15 protein-coding genes and 1 other annotated feature are annotated in these 15,119 nt (G+C 34.4%); all 15 genes read right to left on the reverse strand.

Features of this window, described 5'->3' with window-relative positions; genetic code table 11:
* On the reverse strand, window positions 1-108 hold a 108-nt coding region (locus tag FYJ83_RS18330), incomplete at its 3' end, for a GTP-binding protein (protein WP_154442944.1).
* Window positions 109-133: 25 nt separating this feature from the next.
* Complete coding sequence (gene fusA / locus FYJ83_RS18335) at window positions 134-2,203, reverse strand: elongation factor G (protein ID WP_216584923.1); 2,070 nt, start codon at window positions 2,201-2,203, stop codon at window positions 134-136.
* 72 nt (window positions 2,204-2,275) lie between these two features.
* Entirely contained in the window at window positions 2,276-2,746 is a 471-nt protein-coding gene (gene rpsG, locus FYJ83_RS18340) for a 30S ribosomal protein S7 (protein ID WP_216584922.1), read from the reverse strand.
* A gap of 124 nt (window positions 2,747-2,870) precedes the next feature.
* Entirely contained in the window at window positions 2,871-3,290 is a 420-nt protein-coding gene (gene rpsL / locus FYJ83_RS18345; RefSeq protein ID WP_154442946.1) for a 30S ribosomal protein S12, read from the reverse strand.
* Between the two features lie 26 nt (window positions 3,291-3,316).
* Complete coding sequence (locus tag FYJ83_RS18350; RefSeq protein ID WP_154442947.1) at window positions 3,317-3,559, reverse strand: ribosomal L7Ae/L30e/S12e/Gadd45 family protein; 243 nt, start codon at window positions 3,557-3,559, stop codon at window positions 3,317-3,319.
* 110 nt (window positions 3,560-3,669) lie between these two features.
* On the reverse strand, window positions 3,670-7,248 hold the full coding sequence (rpoC, locus tag FYJ83_RS18355; protein ID WP_195838060.1) for a DNA-directed RNA polymerase subunit beta': 3,579 nt from the start codon (window positions 7,246-7,248) through the stop codon (window positions 3,670-3,672).
* Between the two features lie 31 nt (window positions 7,249-7,279).
* Window positions 7,280-11,029 carry a DNA-directed RNA polymerase subunit beta gene (gene rpoB, locus FYJ83_RS18360; protein ID WP_154442949.1) on the reverse strand — a complete coding sequence of 1,250 codons (3,750 nt, stop codon included), beginning with the start codon at window positions 11,027-11,029 and terminating at the stop codon, window positions 7,280-7,282.
* A gap of 241 nt (window positions 11,030-11,270) precedes the next feature.
* The gene (gene rplL / locus FYJ83_RS18365; protein ID WP_154442950.1) at window positions 11,271-11,657 is read right to left on the reverse strand and encodes a 50S ribosomal protein L7/L12; all 387 of its coding nucleotides are present in this window, start codon (window positions 11,655-11,657) and stop codon (window positions 11,271-11,273) included.
* 33 nt (window positions 11,658-11,690) lie between these two features.
* Window positions 11,691-12,218, reverse strand: a complete 528-nt coding sequence (gene rplJ / locus FYJ83_RS18370) for a 50S ribosomal protein L10 (RefSeq protein ID WP_216584921.1) — start codon at window positions 12,216-12,218, stop codon at window positions 11,691-11,693.
* 16 nt (window positions 12,219-12,234) lie between these two features.
* Window positions 12,235-12,367 (reverse strand) — a sequence feature (ribosomal protein L10 leader region).
* Between the two features lie 37 nt (window positions 12,368-12,404).
* The gene (rplA, locus tag FYJ83_RS18375) at window positions 12,405-13,103 is read right to left on the reverse strand and encodes a 50S ribosomal protein L1 (RefSeq protein WP_154442951.1); all 699 of its coding nucleotides are present in this window, start codon (window positions 13,101-13,103) and stop codon (window positions 12,405-12,407) included.
* Window positions 13,104-13,157: 54 nt separating this feature from the next.
* Window positions 13,158-13,583 carry a 50S ribosomal protein L11 gene (rplK, locus tag FYJ83_RS18380; protein ID WP_154442952.1) on the reverse strand — a complete coding sequence of 142 codons (426 nt, stop codon included), beginning with the start codon at window positions 13,581-13,583 and terminating at the stop codon, window positions 13,158-13,160.
* A gap of 94 nt (window positions 13,584-13,677) precedes the next feature.
* The gene (gene nusG, locus FYJ83_RS18385) at window positions 13,678-14,223 is read right to left on the reverse strand and encodes a transcription termination/antitermination protein NusG (protein ID WP_154442953.1); all 546 of its coding nucleotides are present in this window, start codon (window positions 14,221-14,223) and stop codon (window positions 13,678-13,680) included.
* Window positions 14,224-14,262: 39 nt separating this feature from the next.
* Window positions 14,263-14,466: a preprotein translocase subunit SecE gene (gene secE, locus FYJ83_RS18390; RefSeq protein ID WP_154442954.1), complete on the reverse strand. Its 204-nt coding sequence runs from the start codon at window positions 14,464-14,466 to the stop codon at window positions 14,263-14,265.
* A 29-nt stretch (window positions 14,467-14,495) separates the two neighbouring features.
* Window positions 14,496-14,645 carry a 50S ribosomal protein L33 gene (gene rpmG / locus FYJ83_RS18395; protein ID WP_216584919.1) on the reverse strand — a complete coding sequence of 50 codons (150 nt, stop codon included), beginning with the start codon at window positions 14,643-14,645 and terminating at the stop codon, window positions 14,496-14,498.
* Between the two features lie 278 nt (window positions 14,646-14,923).
* A partial coding sequence (locus FYJ83_RS18400) for an EF-Tu C-terminal domain-related protein (protein ID WP_459443307.1) occupies window positions 14,924-15,119 on the reverse strand: 196 nt, incomplete at its 5' end.

Consider the following 15,119-nt stretch of genomic DNA (forward strand, 5'->3'; position numbering starts at 1 on the left):
TAATACCATTGTTATAGCTGCTGTTAATGTTGTCTTACCATGGTCTACGTGTCCTATTGTTCCTATGTTTACGTGGGGTTTAGTTCTTTCAAATTTTGCTTTTGCCATTTCGGTATTCCTCCTTAATTATAGATTATTTTTTACCTGTAACTTTTTCTGCAATACTATTTGGCACTGATTCATAATGGTCAAACTGCATAGAATATAATCCTCTACCTTGAGTATTTGAACGAAGGTCAGTCGCATAACCAAACATTTCTGATAGTGGTACAAATGATCTAATTATCTGAACACCATTTGTAGGCTCCATTCCTTCTATTCTACCTCTTCTGGAGTTTATATCTCCTATAACATCACCCATATACTCTTCTGGCACAGTTACTTCAACTTTCATCATCGGCTCAAGTAATGTTGGTTTTGCTTTAGAAATTGCATCTCTAACACCCATAGAACCAGCTATTTTAAATGCCATCTCTGAAGAGTCTACTTCGTGATATGATCCATCATAAACAGTAACTTTTATATCTAATACTGGATAACCACCAATAACACCTGATTCTAAGGCTTCTTGAATTCCATTGTCTATAGCATTCATATACTCTTTAGGAATTGCTCCTCCAACTACAGCGTTTACAAATTCATAACCTTTACCTGGTTCTTGTGGTTCAACTCTTAATTTAACATGACCGTATTGTCCACGACCACCTGACTGTCTTACATATTTAGAATCTGCTTCAGCAGAAGCTTGAATAGATTCTTTATATGCTACCTGTGGACTACCTACGTTTGCTTCAACTTTGAATTCTCTTAAAAGTCTATCAACAATTATTTCTAGGTGAAGTTCACCCATTCCAGCAATTATTGTTTGACCTGTCTCTTCATCAGTATAAGTTTTAAATGTAGGGTCTTCTTCAGCTAATTTCGCTAAAGCAGCAGCCATTTTGTCTTGAGATGCTTTTGTCTTTGGCTCTATAGCAACGTGAATAACCGGTTCAGGGAATTCCATAGTTTCTAACACTATTGGATTTTCATCACTTGATAAAGTGTCACCTGTACTTGTATCCTTTAAACCAACTGCAGCCGCTATATCTCCTGCAAAAACTTCATCCACTTCTTCTCTTTTATTAGCATGCATAAGTAGAATTCTACCTATTCTTTCTTTTTTGCCTTTAGAAGTATTTTTTACATAACTACCTGATTTTAAACTACCAGAATACACTCTAAAGTATGCAAGTTTTCCTACGAAAGGATCTGATACTATTTTAAACGCTAATGCTGAGAATGGTTCGTTATCTGACGCCAGTCTCTCTTCTTCTTCTTCAGTGTCTAGATTCATACCTTTTACTGCTGGTATATCTACTGGAGAAGGTAGATAGTCTATTACAGCATCTAGTAGAGGCTGAACCCCTCTGTTTTTATATGAAGAACCACATAAAACTGGTGTCATACCTACGCTAATTGTAGCTTTTCTGATACCTCTCATGATTTCTTCAACAGTTAATTCTTCTCCATCTAAATACTTCATCATTAACTCTTCATCGTGTTCTGCTATATTTTCAAGCATTTTTTCTCTATATTCATTAGCTAAATCCACCATATCTGATGGTATTTCTCTTATTTCAAGTTTCTCACCTAGGTCATCTAAATAAACCCTAGCATTCATATTAACTAAGTCAACTACTCCTAGAAAGTCATCTTCTTTTCCAATTGGTAATTGTATAGGTACTGGATTGGCTTTAAGTCTTTCTCTAATCATATCTACTGCTCTATAAAAGTCAGCTCCAAGAATATCCATTTTGTTAACAAATGCTAATCTAGGTACTTGATATTTATCAGCCTGTCTCCAAACCGTTTCAGATTGAGGTTCAACTCCACCTTTGGCGCAGAATACAGATACTGCTCCATCAAGGATACGTAGAGATCTTTCTACTTCTACAGTAAAATCCACGTGTCCTGGTGTGTCAATAACGTTAATCCTATGCTCTCTCCACATACAAGTTGTTGCAGCAGATGTAATTGTGATTCCTCTTTCTTGCTCCTGCTCCATCCAGTCCATTTGGGCTCCACCCTCATGGGTCTCTCCTACTTTGTGTATCTTACCAGTGTAAAATAAAATTCTCTCTGTGGTGGTTGTTTTTCCTGCATCAATATGGGCCATTATGCCGATGTTTCTAGTTTTTTCCAATGAAATTTGTCTTGGCACAATTTTTCCTCCTTCTTCTTGATTGTTGGTCCCCCTCCACACATTAACAACGATATACTACTTAAATATATATTACCATCTATAGTGTGCGAAAGCTTTATTAGCTTCAGCCATCTTGTGTGTATCTTCTCTTTTCTTAACGCTTGAGCCCATTCCATTGGAAGCGTCTAAGATTTCTTTTGCTAATTTTTCAACCATAGTTTTTTCTCCTCTTTTTCTTGAATAGTCTACTAACCATCTAAGACCAAGAGTTTCTCTTCTTTCTGTTCTTACTTCTATTGGTACTTGATAAGTTGCTCCACCAATACGTCTTGCCTTTACTTCTAGTACTGGCATTATATTGTTCATAGCTTTATAGAATACCTCTAATGGATCTTCATTTGACTTTTCAGCTATATAATCAAACGCTCCATATACTATGTTTTGAGCAATTCCTTTTTTACCATCTAACATGATTCCATTGATTAATTTAGTTACTACCATATCGTTATAAATCGGATCTGGCATAACCTCTCTTTTTGGTATATGTCCTTTTCTTGGCACTTTACTTCCCTCCTTAACTATATAAAGTTGATTCATTGGTACTCGGTAATTTAAAATTACCGTCGTGCGCCAAAATGCATCTATATTATATATAAACGGATTTAATCCTGCATTTTAAGCACTATTATTTTTTTACCTTTGGCTTCTTAGCACCATACTTAGATCTGCTTTGCATTCTTTTGTCAACGCCAGAAGCATCTAAGGTACCTCTAACAATGTGATATCTAACTCCTGGAAGGTCTTTAACTCTTCCACCTCTAATTAGAACAACACTATGCTCTTGTAGGTTATGTCCAATTCCCGGAATATATGCTGCAACCTCTTCACCATTAGTAAGTCTTACCCTTGCAACCTTTCTCAAAGCTGAGTTTGGTTTCTTAGGTGTAACTGTTCTAACAGCAACACATACCCCTCTTTTTTGTGGTGAATTAACTTCTGTCTCCTTTTTTCTAAGAGTATTTAAGTTTACTCCTAAAGCTGGAGATTTTGATTTGTAAAGAACTTTCTCTCTACCTTTTTTAATTAATTGGTTAATAGTTGGCATCAAGGCACCTCCTTCTATTTTGTATGTTATTTTAATAATGCAGCAGTTGCTGCACTAACATCAATGCCACAGGCATCGCCTAACTTTTTCATATTATCCACAAGGATAAGTTCAATGTGTTTGACAATGCAAATTTCTTTTATCTCGTCTGTAACCTTATTCTCTGCATCCTTTGCAATAAAAACTACTTCAATTTCATAAGAGTTTAAAGCCCTTTTTACTTGCTTAGCACCAACAACTTTTTTGTCGGTATTAAGTTTTGATAGCATAAAATCGTCTCCTCCTTTAAACATCTTAAAGATTATGTGGATATTAAACCCACATAATCTTTATGTCATCCAGAGCATTTTCTAAGTTTACACACTAATACATTTTACCATCAGTTATTTTCACTGTCAACATTTAATTCTTCTAAAATTTGAATATTTTCATCTCCAGAAATTTCTATATTTCTATATCTTTTCATTCCTGTTCCTGCTGGAATCAGTTTTCCAATGATAACATTCTCTTTTAATCCTAGAAGGAAATCTTCTTTTCCTTCTATTGCAGCTTGTGTTAGAACCCTTGTAGTCTCTTGGAATGAAGCTGCTGATAAGAATGAGTCTGTAGCCAATGAGGCCTTTGTAATACCTAGTAAAGTCTTTTTACCTTCTGCTGGTTCTAATCCTTCTTGAATAGCTTTTAGATTATTTGCTTCAAAATCATGAGCCCCAACTAAAGAACCTGGCAACATATTAGTATCTCCCGCTTCTTCAACTTTTACCTTAGATAACATTTGTCTAACTATTACTTCAATATGTTTATCATTAATATCTACACCTTGTAGTCTATAAACTCTTTGAACTTCTTTAACTAAATAATTTTGTACCCCTTGCACTCCTTTGATTTTAAGAATATCATGAGGGTTTACAGAACCATCTGTTAGTTCATCACCAGCTTCAACTATATCTCCTGGCCTCACTTTTAATCTAGAGCCATAAACTATATTATAGTTCATTGATTCTCCATTTGAAGAAGTAATTATAACTTCTTTCTTTCTCTTACTTTCTTCTATGCTAACGACTCCGGCATTTTCAGAAATTACAGCAAGACCCTTAGGCTTTCTTGCCTCAAATAGCTCCTCAACCCTAGGTAAACCTTGAGTAATATCTGCTCCAGCAACTCCACCTGTATGGAAAGTACGCATTGTAAGCTGTGTTCCTGGCTCACCAATTGATTGAGCTGCAATAATTCCAACTGCTTCTCCTATATTTACTTCATCTCCAGTGGCTAAGTTTCTACCATAACAGTGACCACAAACTCCATATTTAGCTTGACAGCCTAAAACGGAACGTACCTTAACTTCTGTTATTCCAAGATTTTGAATCTCTTCTGCTTTACTGTTTGAGATTATTTCATTTTCTTTAACCAAGACTTCTCCAGTTTCAGGATGTAATATATCTTCAAAGGCATATCTTCCTTCAATTCTATCATGTAACTCTTCAATTACTTCTCTTCCATCAGTAAAAGGTTTAACTAATAAATACTCATCAGTACCACAGTCAACTTCTCTTACTATAACATCTTGACTTACGTCAACTAATCTTCTAGTTAAGTATCCAGAGTCAGCAGTTCTAAGAGCAGTATCCGCTAGTCCCTTTCTAGAACCGTGGGTAGAAATAAAGAATTCAAGTACGTCTAATCCCTCTCTAAAGTTAGCCTTTATAGGAATTTCTATGGTTCTACCAGATGCAGATGCCATAAGCCCCCTCATACCTGCTAACTGTCTAATCTGGTTTACACTACCTCTTGCTCCAGATAGAGACATTATATAGATATTGTTCATTGGGTCTAGACCGTCCATCAATATACTAGTTAAATCATCTGTAGCTTTATTCCAAATTTCAATAACCTTTTCATATCTTTCCTCATCTGATATTAAACCTCTACGATATGATCTTTCAAACTTATCAACTTCTTCTTGGGCTTTCTTTAATAATTCTCCCTTTGAGTCAGGAATAATTATATCGTTCATAGAAATAGATATAGCCCCTAAAGTTGAATAATGGAATCCTGTTTCTTTAATATGATCTAGTACCGTTGCAGTAACTGCATTACCATGTTTTGCAAAACATTTCTCTATAATAGTTCCTAAAGCTTTTTTATTTACTAACATATCCACTTCTAAAGAGTATTTATCTTTAGTTCTATCAACAAATCCTAAATCTTGAGGAAGATGTTCATTTAATATAAATCTACCTACTGTAGACTCAACTAATTGACCTTTATCATCTTCATTAAGTCTCATTCTAACCTTTACTCTTGCATGCAGACCTACAGAGCCATTGTAATAAGCATGAAGCATTTCGTCATAATCTTTGAATATCATTCCTTCCCCTGGTTCTCCAGGAGATTCAACTGATAGATAATAAGCTCCTAAAACCATATCCTGTGTTGGAGTAGTTATTGGTTTACCATCTTTCGGTGCAAGAATATTATTTGTAGATAGCATTAGAAGTCTTGCTTCCGCTTGTGCCTCAGTAGATAAAGGTACGTGAACTGCCATTTGGTCACCATCAAAGTCAGCATTATATGCTGTACATACTAATGGATGTAGTTTTATAGCCTTACCTTCAACTAATACAGGCTCAAAAGCCTGAATTCCTAGTCTATGAAGAGTTGGAGCTCTATTTAGAAGTACTGGATGGTCTTTTATTACTGAATCTAATACATCCCATACCTGCGGTTTTACTCTTTCAACCATTCTCTTGGCAGATTTAATATTGTGAGCATGACCCTCTTCTACTAATTTCTTCATTACAAATGGCTTAAATAGTTCTAAAGCCATTTTCTTTGGTATACCACATTGATAGAATTTAAGGTCAGGACCTACTACTATTACAGAACGTCCAGAATAATCTACTCTCTTACCTAGTAAGTTTTGTCTAAATCTACCTTGCTTACCTTTAAGCATATCTGATAAAGATTTTAAAGGTCTATTACCTGGTCCTGTTACTGGTCTTCCTCTACGTCCATTGTCTATAAGAGCATCTACTGCCTCTTGAAGCATTCTCTTTTCATTTCTAACAATAATATCTGGTGCTCCCAAATCTAGAAGTCTTTTTAATCTATTATTTCTGTTAATAACTCTTCTATATAAGTCATTTAAGTCAGATGTAGCAAATCTACCACCATCTAATTGTACCATAGGTCTTAAATCTGGTGGTATTACTGGAACAACATCTAAAATCATCCATTCAGGTCTATTTCCTGATTGTCTAAAAGCTTCTACTACTTCAAGTCTTCTAGTTATTCTTATTTTCTTCTGTCCTGAAGCATCTTTTAGCTGTTGTCTTAATTCCTTGCCTTCCTTATCTAAATCTATCTTTGCCAATAAAGCTTTTACAGCTTCTGCACCCATCATTGCTTTGAATTTATTTCCGTATTTGTCATAAGCTTCCCTATATTCAGTTTCTGTTAAAAGTTGTTTTTCATATAGAGAAGTATCTCCACCATCTATAACAACGTAGGAGGCAAAGTATAATATTTTCTCAAGAGATCTTGGGGACATATCTAATAAGAGTCCCATTCTGCTAGGAATACCTTTAAAATACCATATATGAGATACTGGAGCAGCCAACTCAATATGACCTAATCTTTCTCTACGAACTTTAGATTTTGTTACTTCTACTCCACATCTATCACAAACTACACCTTTATATCTTACTCTTTTATACTTACCACAATGGCACTCCCAGTCCTTTTGTGGTCCAAATATCTTTTCACAAAATAGTCCTTCCTTCTCAGGCTTTAATGTTCTATAGTTTATTGTCTCAGGTTTTTTTACTTCTCCTTTAGACCATTGTCTAATTTTCTCTGGTGAAGCTAGCCCAATTTTAATTGAATCAAATGTATTGAATTCAAACAAGGAGCATTCTCTCCTTTCTATAATAAAATTATATAAGAATGTTAATTTCATATTGTCCCCGGGCATAAGCCCGAGGAATTAATTAAAAATCATCATATTCTTCATATTCTTCATCTTCGTCAATATCCAAATCAATATCTAAATCTGTTTCTTCACTATCTTCTTCTAGGATAAATCCAGTAGGCAAATCATCTTCTTCTGATTTTACCTCCTCTTCATCCTCATCTTCATATTCTCTTTCTTCATTGTTTGAGAATACTTTTTCTCCAGTTAACTCTTCACCTATATTCTCTAAATCTGAAAATTCATCATCTGCAGATTCTTGAATTTCTATTTCCTGATTTTCCTCAGTTAAAATCTTAATATCTAATGATAAACTTTGAAGTTCTTTTATTAGAACCTTAAAGGATTCAGGAATACCTGGCTCCGGTATATTTTCTCCCTTTACAATGGCCTCATAGGTTTTAACCCTACCTACAATATCGTCAGATTTAACTGTCAATATCTCTTGTAATGTATGAGCAGCTCCATATGCTTCAAGTGCCCAAACCTCCATCTCTCCAAATCTTTGTCCACCAAATTGTGCTTTACCACCTAATGGCTGTTGAGTAACTAGAGAGTATGGACCAGTAGACCTAGCATGAATCTTATCATCAACAAGGTGATGAAGTTTTAACATATACATGTATCCTACAGTTACTGGATTATTGAAAGCCTCTCCAGTTCTGCCGTCTCTTAAATATATTTTTCCAGTTTCTGGGTAGTTTGCATCTCTCAATGCTTGAATAATATCTTCTTCATTGGCTCCATCAAATACTGGTGTAGCAACATGCCACCCCAATTTCTTAGCCGCAAGCCCTAAGTGGACTTCTAAAACCTGACCCAAGTTCATACGAGATGGTACTCCTAGAGGATTTAAAACTATTTCGACTGGTGTACCATCTGGTAAGTAAGGCATATCTTCTTCTGGCATTATTCTAGATACTACCCCTTTGTTACCATGACGTCCACACATTTTGTCTCCAACGTTTATCTTTCTCTTAGTTGCTATATATACACGGATCATTTGATTAACTCCTGGTGGAAGTTCATCTCCGTTTTCTCTAGAGAATATCTTTACATCCACTATAATACCAGCTTCACCGTGAGGAACACGTAAGGAAGTATCTCTTACTTCTCTAGCCTTTTCACCAAATATAGCACGAAGTAATCTTTCCTCAGCAGTTAATTCAGTTTCTCCCTTAGGAGTCACTTTTCCAACTAAAATATCTCCTGGCTTTACCTCTGCACCTATTCTTATGATGCCTCTATCATCTAGATCCTTTAACATATCATCTCCCACATTAGGAATGTCTCTAGTTATTTCTTCAGGCCCTAGCTTAGTGTCTCTTGCTTCTGATTCGTATTCTTCAATATGAACAGATGTTAAAACATCGTCCATTACTAATTTTTCATTTATTAAAATAGCATCCTCATAGTTATAACCTTCCCATGTCATGAAAGCGATTAATATGTTTTTACCTAAAGCTATTTCACCTAAATTTGTACTTGGTCCATCTGCTATTACCTGACCTTTAACAACCTTTTCTCCTTCTTCAACAATAGGTCTTTGGTTAATGGTTGTTCCTTGGTTAGATCTTTTAAATTTCAGCAGCTTATACTTCTCTACCTTATTATCTTCATCTTTTCTTACTAATATTTCAGATGCGCTTACTTTCAATACTACTCCTGAATTATGTGCCAATACTACTGTTCCAGAATCTTTTGCAGCCTTATATTCTATTCCAGTTCCAATAATAGGAGACTCTGTTTTTAGAAGTGGTACAGCTTGCCTCTGCATGTTAGCTCCCATTAGTGCTCTGTTGGCATCATCATTCTCCAAGAATGGTATCATGGCAGTACCTACTGATACAAGTTGTTTAGGAGAAACATCCATATAATCAACTTCTTCAATTGGGAATATATCTATTACTCCATTTTTTCCCCTTGCTACAACTCTCGCACTTTCAAATCTTCCATCTTCTGTAAGCTTCTCATTAGACTGAGCTATGATAAACTCGTCTTCCACATCCGCAGTTAAATAATCAATTACACCTGTTACTCTGCCCTCACCTTTTTGGATTTTCCTATAAGGAGATTCTATAAATCCATATTCATTAATAGTAGCATAAGTAGTTAGTGATGTTATAAGCCCTATATTAGGTCCCTCAGGAGTCTCTATAGGACACATTCTACCATAGTGAGAGTGGTGAACGTCTCTTACTTCAAATCCTGCTCTGTCACGACTAAGTCCGCCAGGTCCTAAGGCTGACATTCTTCTTTTATGTGTTAATTCTGCAAGTGGATTGGTTTGATCCATGAATTGAGATAACTGGCTACTACCAAAGAATTCTTTAATTGAAGCAACAACAGGTCTTATATTTATAAGATCTTGAGGAGTAGCCACATCAATATCTTGTATTGTCATTCTTTCTCTAACTACTCTCTCCATACGAGCTAGACCTATTCTAAATTGATTCTGCAATAATTCTCCTACAGACCTTAATCTTCTATTTCCAAGGTGGTCTATATCATCAGTTCCACCTATACCATAGAACAAATTGAATTCATAATTTACAGATGCAATTATATCGTCTATGATTATATGCTTAGGTGACAATTCTTTTACTCTTTCACCTATAGCAACTTTTAATTCTTCTTGGTCTTCATAGGTATCTATTAATTCCTTCATAAGAGGATAGTATACCTTTTCTTTAAGTCCAAATTCTTCTATTGAGAAAGGTAAATCAAAAGCTTTATAATCCACAAAATTATTTCCTAAGACTCTTATGGTTTTTCCATCTTCTAATAATATATCAACTACATTTATACCACTATTTTCAATTTCTATAGCTTGATCTCTAGTGATCTTATCTCCTTGTGACACCAAAATCTCACCAGTCTCAAGGTTATGAATATCATTAGCAGCTCTTTTACCATATATCCTATTATATAAAGCTAATTTTTTATTGAACTTATACCTTCCTACCCTAGCTAAATCATATCTCTTAGGATCAAAGAACAAGTTGTTAATAAGAGTTCTAGCACTATCCACAGTAGGTGGCTCTCCAGGTCTAAGTCTCTTATATATTTCTAATAATGCCTCTTCTTCATTAGTAGTACTGTCCTTTTCCAAGGTATTTAACAATTGTTCGGTTTCACCAAGTACCTCTATGATTTCAGAGTTACTTTGTAACTTCAATGCTCTCAATAAAATTGTAATAGGTACTTTTCTTGTTCTATCCACTCTAACATATACTATATCGTTAGAGTCCGCTTCATATTCTAGCCAAGCTCCCCTATTAGGTATTAGTGTAGAAGAATACAATCTTTTCCCTGTCTTGTCTATTTCCTCTACAAAATAAACACCAGGAGATCTAACTAACTGGCTAACAACAACTCTTTCAGCACCATTAATAATAAAGGTACCCTTATCAGTCATTAAAGGTAAATCACCCATAAATACTTCTTGTTCTTTTACCTCACCAGTTTCTTTGTTAATAAGTCTTACCTTCACTTTTAGCGGTGCCGAGTAATTAGCATCTCTTTCTCTAGCCTCATCTTCTTCATACTTAATATTTTCTCCAATATGATAGTCAACAAATTCAAGTATTAAGTTTCCAGTATAATCTTGAATTGGGGAAATATCTTCAAAGACCTCCCTTAGCCCTTCATTTACAAACCATTGGTAAGAAAATTTCTGTACCTCAATTAGATCAGGCAAATCTAATACTTCGTCAATGCGTGAATAACTCATTCTAACACGCTTTCCATAAGTTACAGGATGTACCATTAAAATTCACCCCTTATTAAACTAAAATATCCAAAAGCATTAAATACTTTTGGTAAATCTTTTTCAAAACAAATATATTATAATATTGTCAATTAATTGTAATTTTATACAATAGACAATATTTTTCTCTATTAGCATTTAGATATATTACCATAATATAGCTCTTATGTCAAGGCATTTCTTATGTATAAATGTAAAAAAGGCTTTCTTTAAATTTGAAAGCCTTTTTTATTAACTATAATTATTTTACTTCTACTTGTGCTCCAACTTCTTCTAATTTAGCTTTAATATCATCAGCTTCTTCTTTTGAAGCACCTTCTTTAATTGGCTTTGGAGCTCCATCTACTAATTCTTTAGCTTCTTTTAATCCTAAACCAGTTATTTCTCTAACAACTTTGATAACTTTGATTTTTTCTGCACCAGCTGATGCTAAGATAACATCAAATTCTGATTTTGCTTCTGCTGCTGGAGCTGCTGCTCCGCCTGCCGCTGGAGCTGCTGCCACTGCCATTGGTGCAGATGCACTTACTCCAAATTCTTCTTCTAATGCTTTAACTAAATCCGCTAATTCTAATACAGTTAAATTTTTAACTTCTTCGATTAAATTTAATACTTTTTCACTTGCCATTTTTATATATCCCTCCACAGTAATTTTATTTTTTTAGGCTTGTTGCTTTTCTTGAATAGCATTTAAAACAATTGCAAGGCTTCTAATTGTACCTTGAAGTACATTAGCAAATCCTTGAATTGGTGCATTAAATCCTCCAAGTACTTGTGCAATAAGTACTTCTCTTGGTGGAAGATCTGCTAAATCTTTTACACCATTAACGTCTATTATTTTACCATCTACAACACCAGCTTTTATTTCAAGTTTATCATGCTCTTTAGCAAAATCAGCTGTAATTTTAGCTGCTTGAACTGGATCATCATATCCAAAAGCAATAGCGCTTGGTCCTTTTAAAAACTCATCGAATTCTTCAAGACCTGAATCTTTAAAAGCAAATCTCATCATAGTGTTCTTATAAACTTTATACTCAACACCAGCTTTTCTGTATCTACTTCTTAATTCAGTTAATTGTTCAACATTAAGTCCTCTATAATCAACTAATACAACAGATTGAGCTTTGCTAATCTTTCCTTTAATCTCTTCTACATTTTGGCTTTTAGCTTGAAGGGTTTGTTCCTTCACTGAATTCACCTCCCATAGGACAATAAATAAAGGTCCCTCCGTAGACACAGAGAGACCCTAATTTCAATTTTATAATTAGTTCGTTCTCACCTCGGTAGGAGTTTAAACCCTTGGGTACCTACTGTCTACGGCATCTATTTAATTAACATAAAAATTATATCATTTTACAATTATATTGTCAATAGATTAATCCATTAATTTTTGTCCATTTATTTTAATTCCAGGACCCATTGTACTGGATATAGCAACTGATTTTAAATATCTTCCTTTAGCAGCAGCAGGTTTTGCTTTAATTATAGCATCCATAACTGCATTGAAGTTTTCTGTTAGTTTTTCTGCACCAAATGATACTTTTCCTATAGGTACATTTATAATACTAGCTTTATCAACTCTATATTCAACTTTTCCTGCTTTAATTTCATCGATAGCTTTTGCTACTTCAAAAGTTACAGTTCCAGACTTTGGATTCGGCATTAATCCTTTTGGTCCAAGGATCCTACCTATTCTACCAACAAGTCCCATCATATCTGGTGTCGCAACTACTACATCAAAGTCCATCCAGCCTTCATTTTGAATTCTAGCAACTAATTCTTCTCCACCTACATATTCAGCTCCAGCTTCTTCAGCTTCTTTTATTTTATCGCCTTTTGCAATAACAAGTACAGTTTTACTTTTACCTGTACCGTGTGGTAATACTACAGCACCTCTTACTTGTTGATCAGCGTGTCTTGGATCTACTCCTAGTCTTACTGATAAATCTATAGTTTCATCAAATTTAGCTTTTGCTGTTTTTTGTACTAATTCAATAGCAGCATCTACATCATAAAGAGTAGTTCTATCTACTAATTTCATACTTTCTGTATAATTTTTACCTCTTTTTGGCATAACTTTACCTCCTTGTGGTTATAACGGAATTTCCTCCCACTATTTTCCTAATAATTATTCTTCTACAGTGATTCCCATACTTCTTGCAGTTCCTGCAATCATACTTATAGCTGTTTCAATTGAAGCAGCATTTAAATCTGGCATTTTTAATTCAGCTATTTCTCTAACCTTAGCTTGAGAAAGTTTAGCAACCTTTTTCTTATTTGGTTCAGCTGAACCTGATTCTATACCTACAGCTTTTTTAATTAATACTGCAGCTGGTGGTGTTTTTGTTATAAAAGAAAAAGATCTGTCTTGATAAACAGTAAGAACAACTGGTATTATCATTCCTGCTTGATCTGCAGTTTTAGCATTAAATTCCTTTGTAAATTGCATAATATTTACTCCATGAGGTCCTAATGCAGTTCCTACAGGTGGGGCTGGAGTTGCTTTACCAGCTGGAATTTGTAATTTAACTAAAGCCATAACTTTTTTTGCCATAATACTTCCACCTCCTCGTGTCCTTTGTGGTTTGGCGGGATAAAACCCTCCCACTTAATTATATATATTTAAAAAGCATTTTGCTTTTAAAAACTTATAACTTTTCAACTTGGTCAAAATCCAATTCAACTAGTGTTTCTCTTCCAAACATGGATACAAAAACTTTTACTTTTCTCTTTTCCACATTTAAACTGTCAACATTTCCCATAAAGTTTTCAAAAGGACCTGAGCATACTTTTACTACATCATTTACATTTAAATCCATTGTAGGCAATATAGCTTCCTGTACTCCCAATGCCTTTACTTCTATGTCCGTCAACGGAACTGGTTTAGAACCTGGTCCTACAAATCCTGTAACTCCTCTTGTGTTTCTAACTAAGTACCATGATTCATCATTGATAATCATCTTCACAAGAACATATCCAGGGAAAAGTTTTCTTTCTTTAAGTTTTTTCTTCCCGCCCTTGCTGTCCATATATTCTTCAGTAGGCACAGCTACTTCAAATATATCATCTCTCATACCTCTATTCTCTACCATCTTCTCAAGGTTAGCCTTAACCTTGTTTTCATGACCTGAATAAGTATGGACTACATACCATCTTGCATCCATAGCCCTTTCTTCCCTACTTTTCTCCGTCATAAATTCAGGAACCTATTGTTCCTTCCCTCCCTCTTGTAACTAAATTATAAATTGAAGACCACCATGTATTATTAAGTCTAGTACCCATACAATAATAGCTACAATAACACTAATCATTATAACTATTCCTGTATAGTTTATTAATTCTTTTTTACTAGGCCAAATTACTTTTTTCATTTCAGATTTAACGCCTCTGAAGTAGGTGGACATCTTTGTTTTTTTTGTGCCTGTTGGCGCTGTCATAACACTCACATCCTTACCTTGTTATAGTATTATTTAGTTTCTTTATGAGCAGTATGATTTTTGCAGAACTTACAATATTTTTTTAGTTCAATTCTCTCAGTATTGTTTTTCTTATTCTTAGTAGTATTGTAATTTCTTTGTTTACATTCTGTGCAAGCTAATGTGACTCTATCTCTCACTTAAAACACCTCCTACAAACGCTATATATATGTTAAGCTATCGCTTTCGGGTACTTTTCCCCATCTTTAACAACGTTACTAATATAAACTATCATAAATTAAAAACTATGTCAATAAAAAAAGTTTCTATCAAAGCATTATAATATAACTTTTTTTCAAACCATATAGCTCAAATCAATTTTATATAACTTTCTTTTAAACATTATTCCTTTTTTATTAAAGTATTATTCTAACTTTATCCAGAAAAAAGACCAGGTCAAAAGACCTAGTCTTTTTTATTATGCAAGAACTTTAGTTACAACTCCTGAACCTACTGTTCTTCCGCCTTCACGAATTGAGAATCTTAATCCTTCTTCTATTGCTATTGGAGTAATTAATTCTATTGTGAATTTTGCATTATCTCCTGGCATTACCATTTCTACGCCTTCTTCTAATTTGATATCGCCTGTTACGTCTGTTGTTCTGAAATAGAAT

The sequence above is a fragment of the Tissierella pigra genome (assembly GCF_009695605.1).
GTDB classification, from domain to species: Bacteria; Bacillota; Clostridia; order Tissierellales; family Tissierellaceae; genus Tissierella; species Tissierella pigra.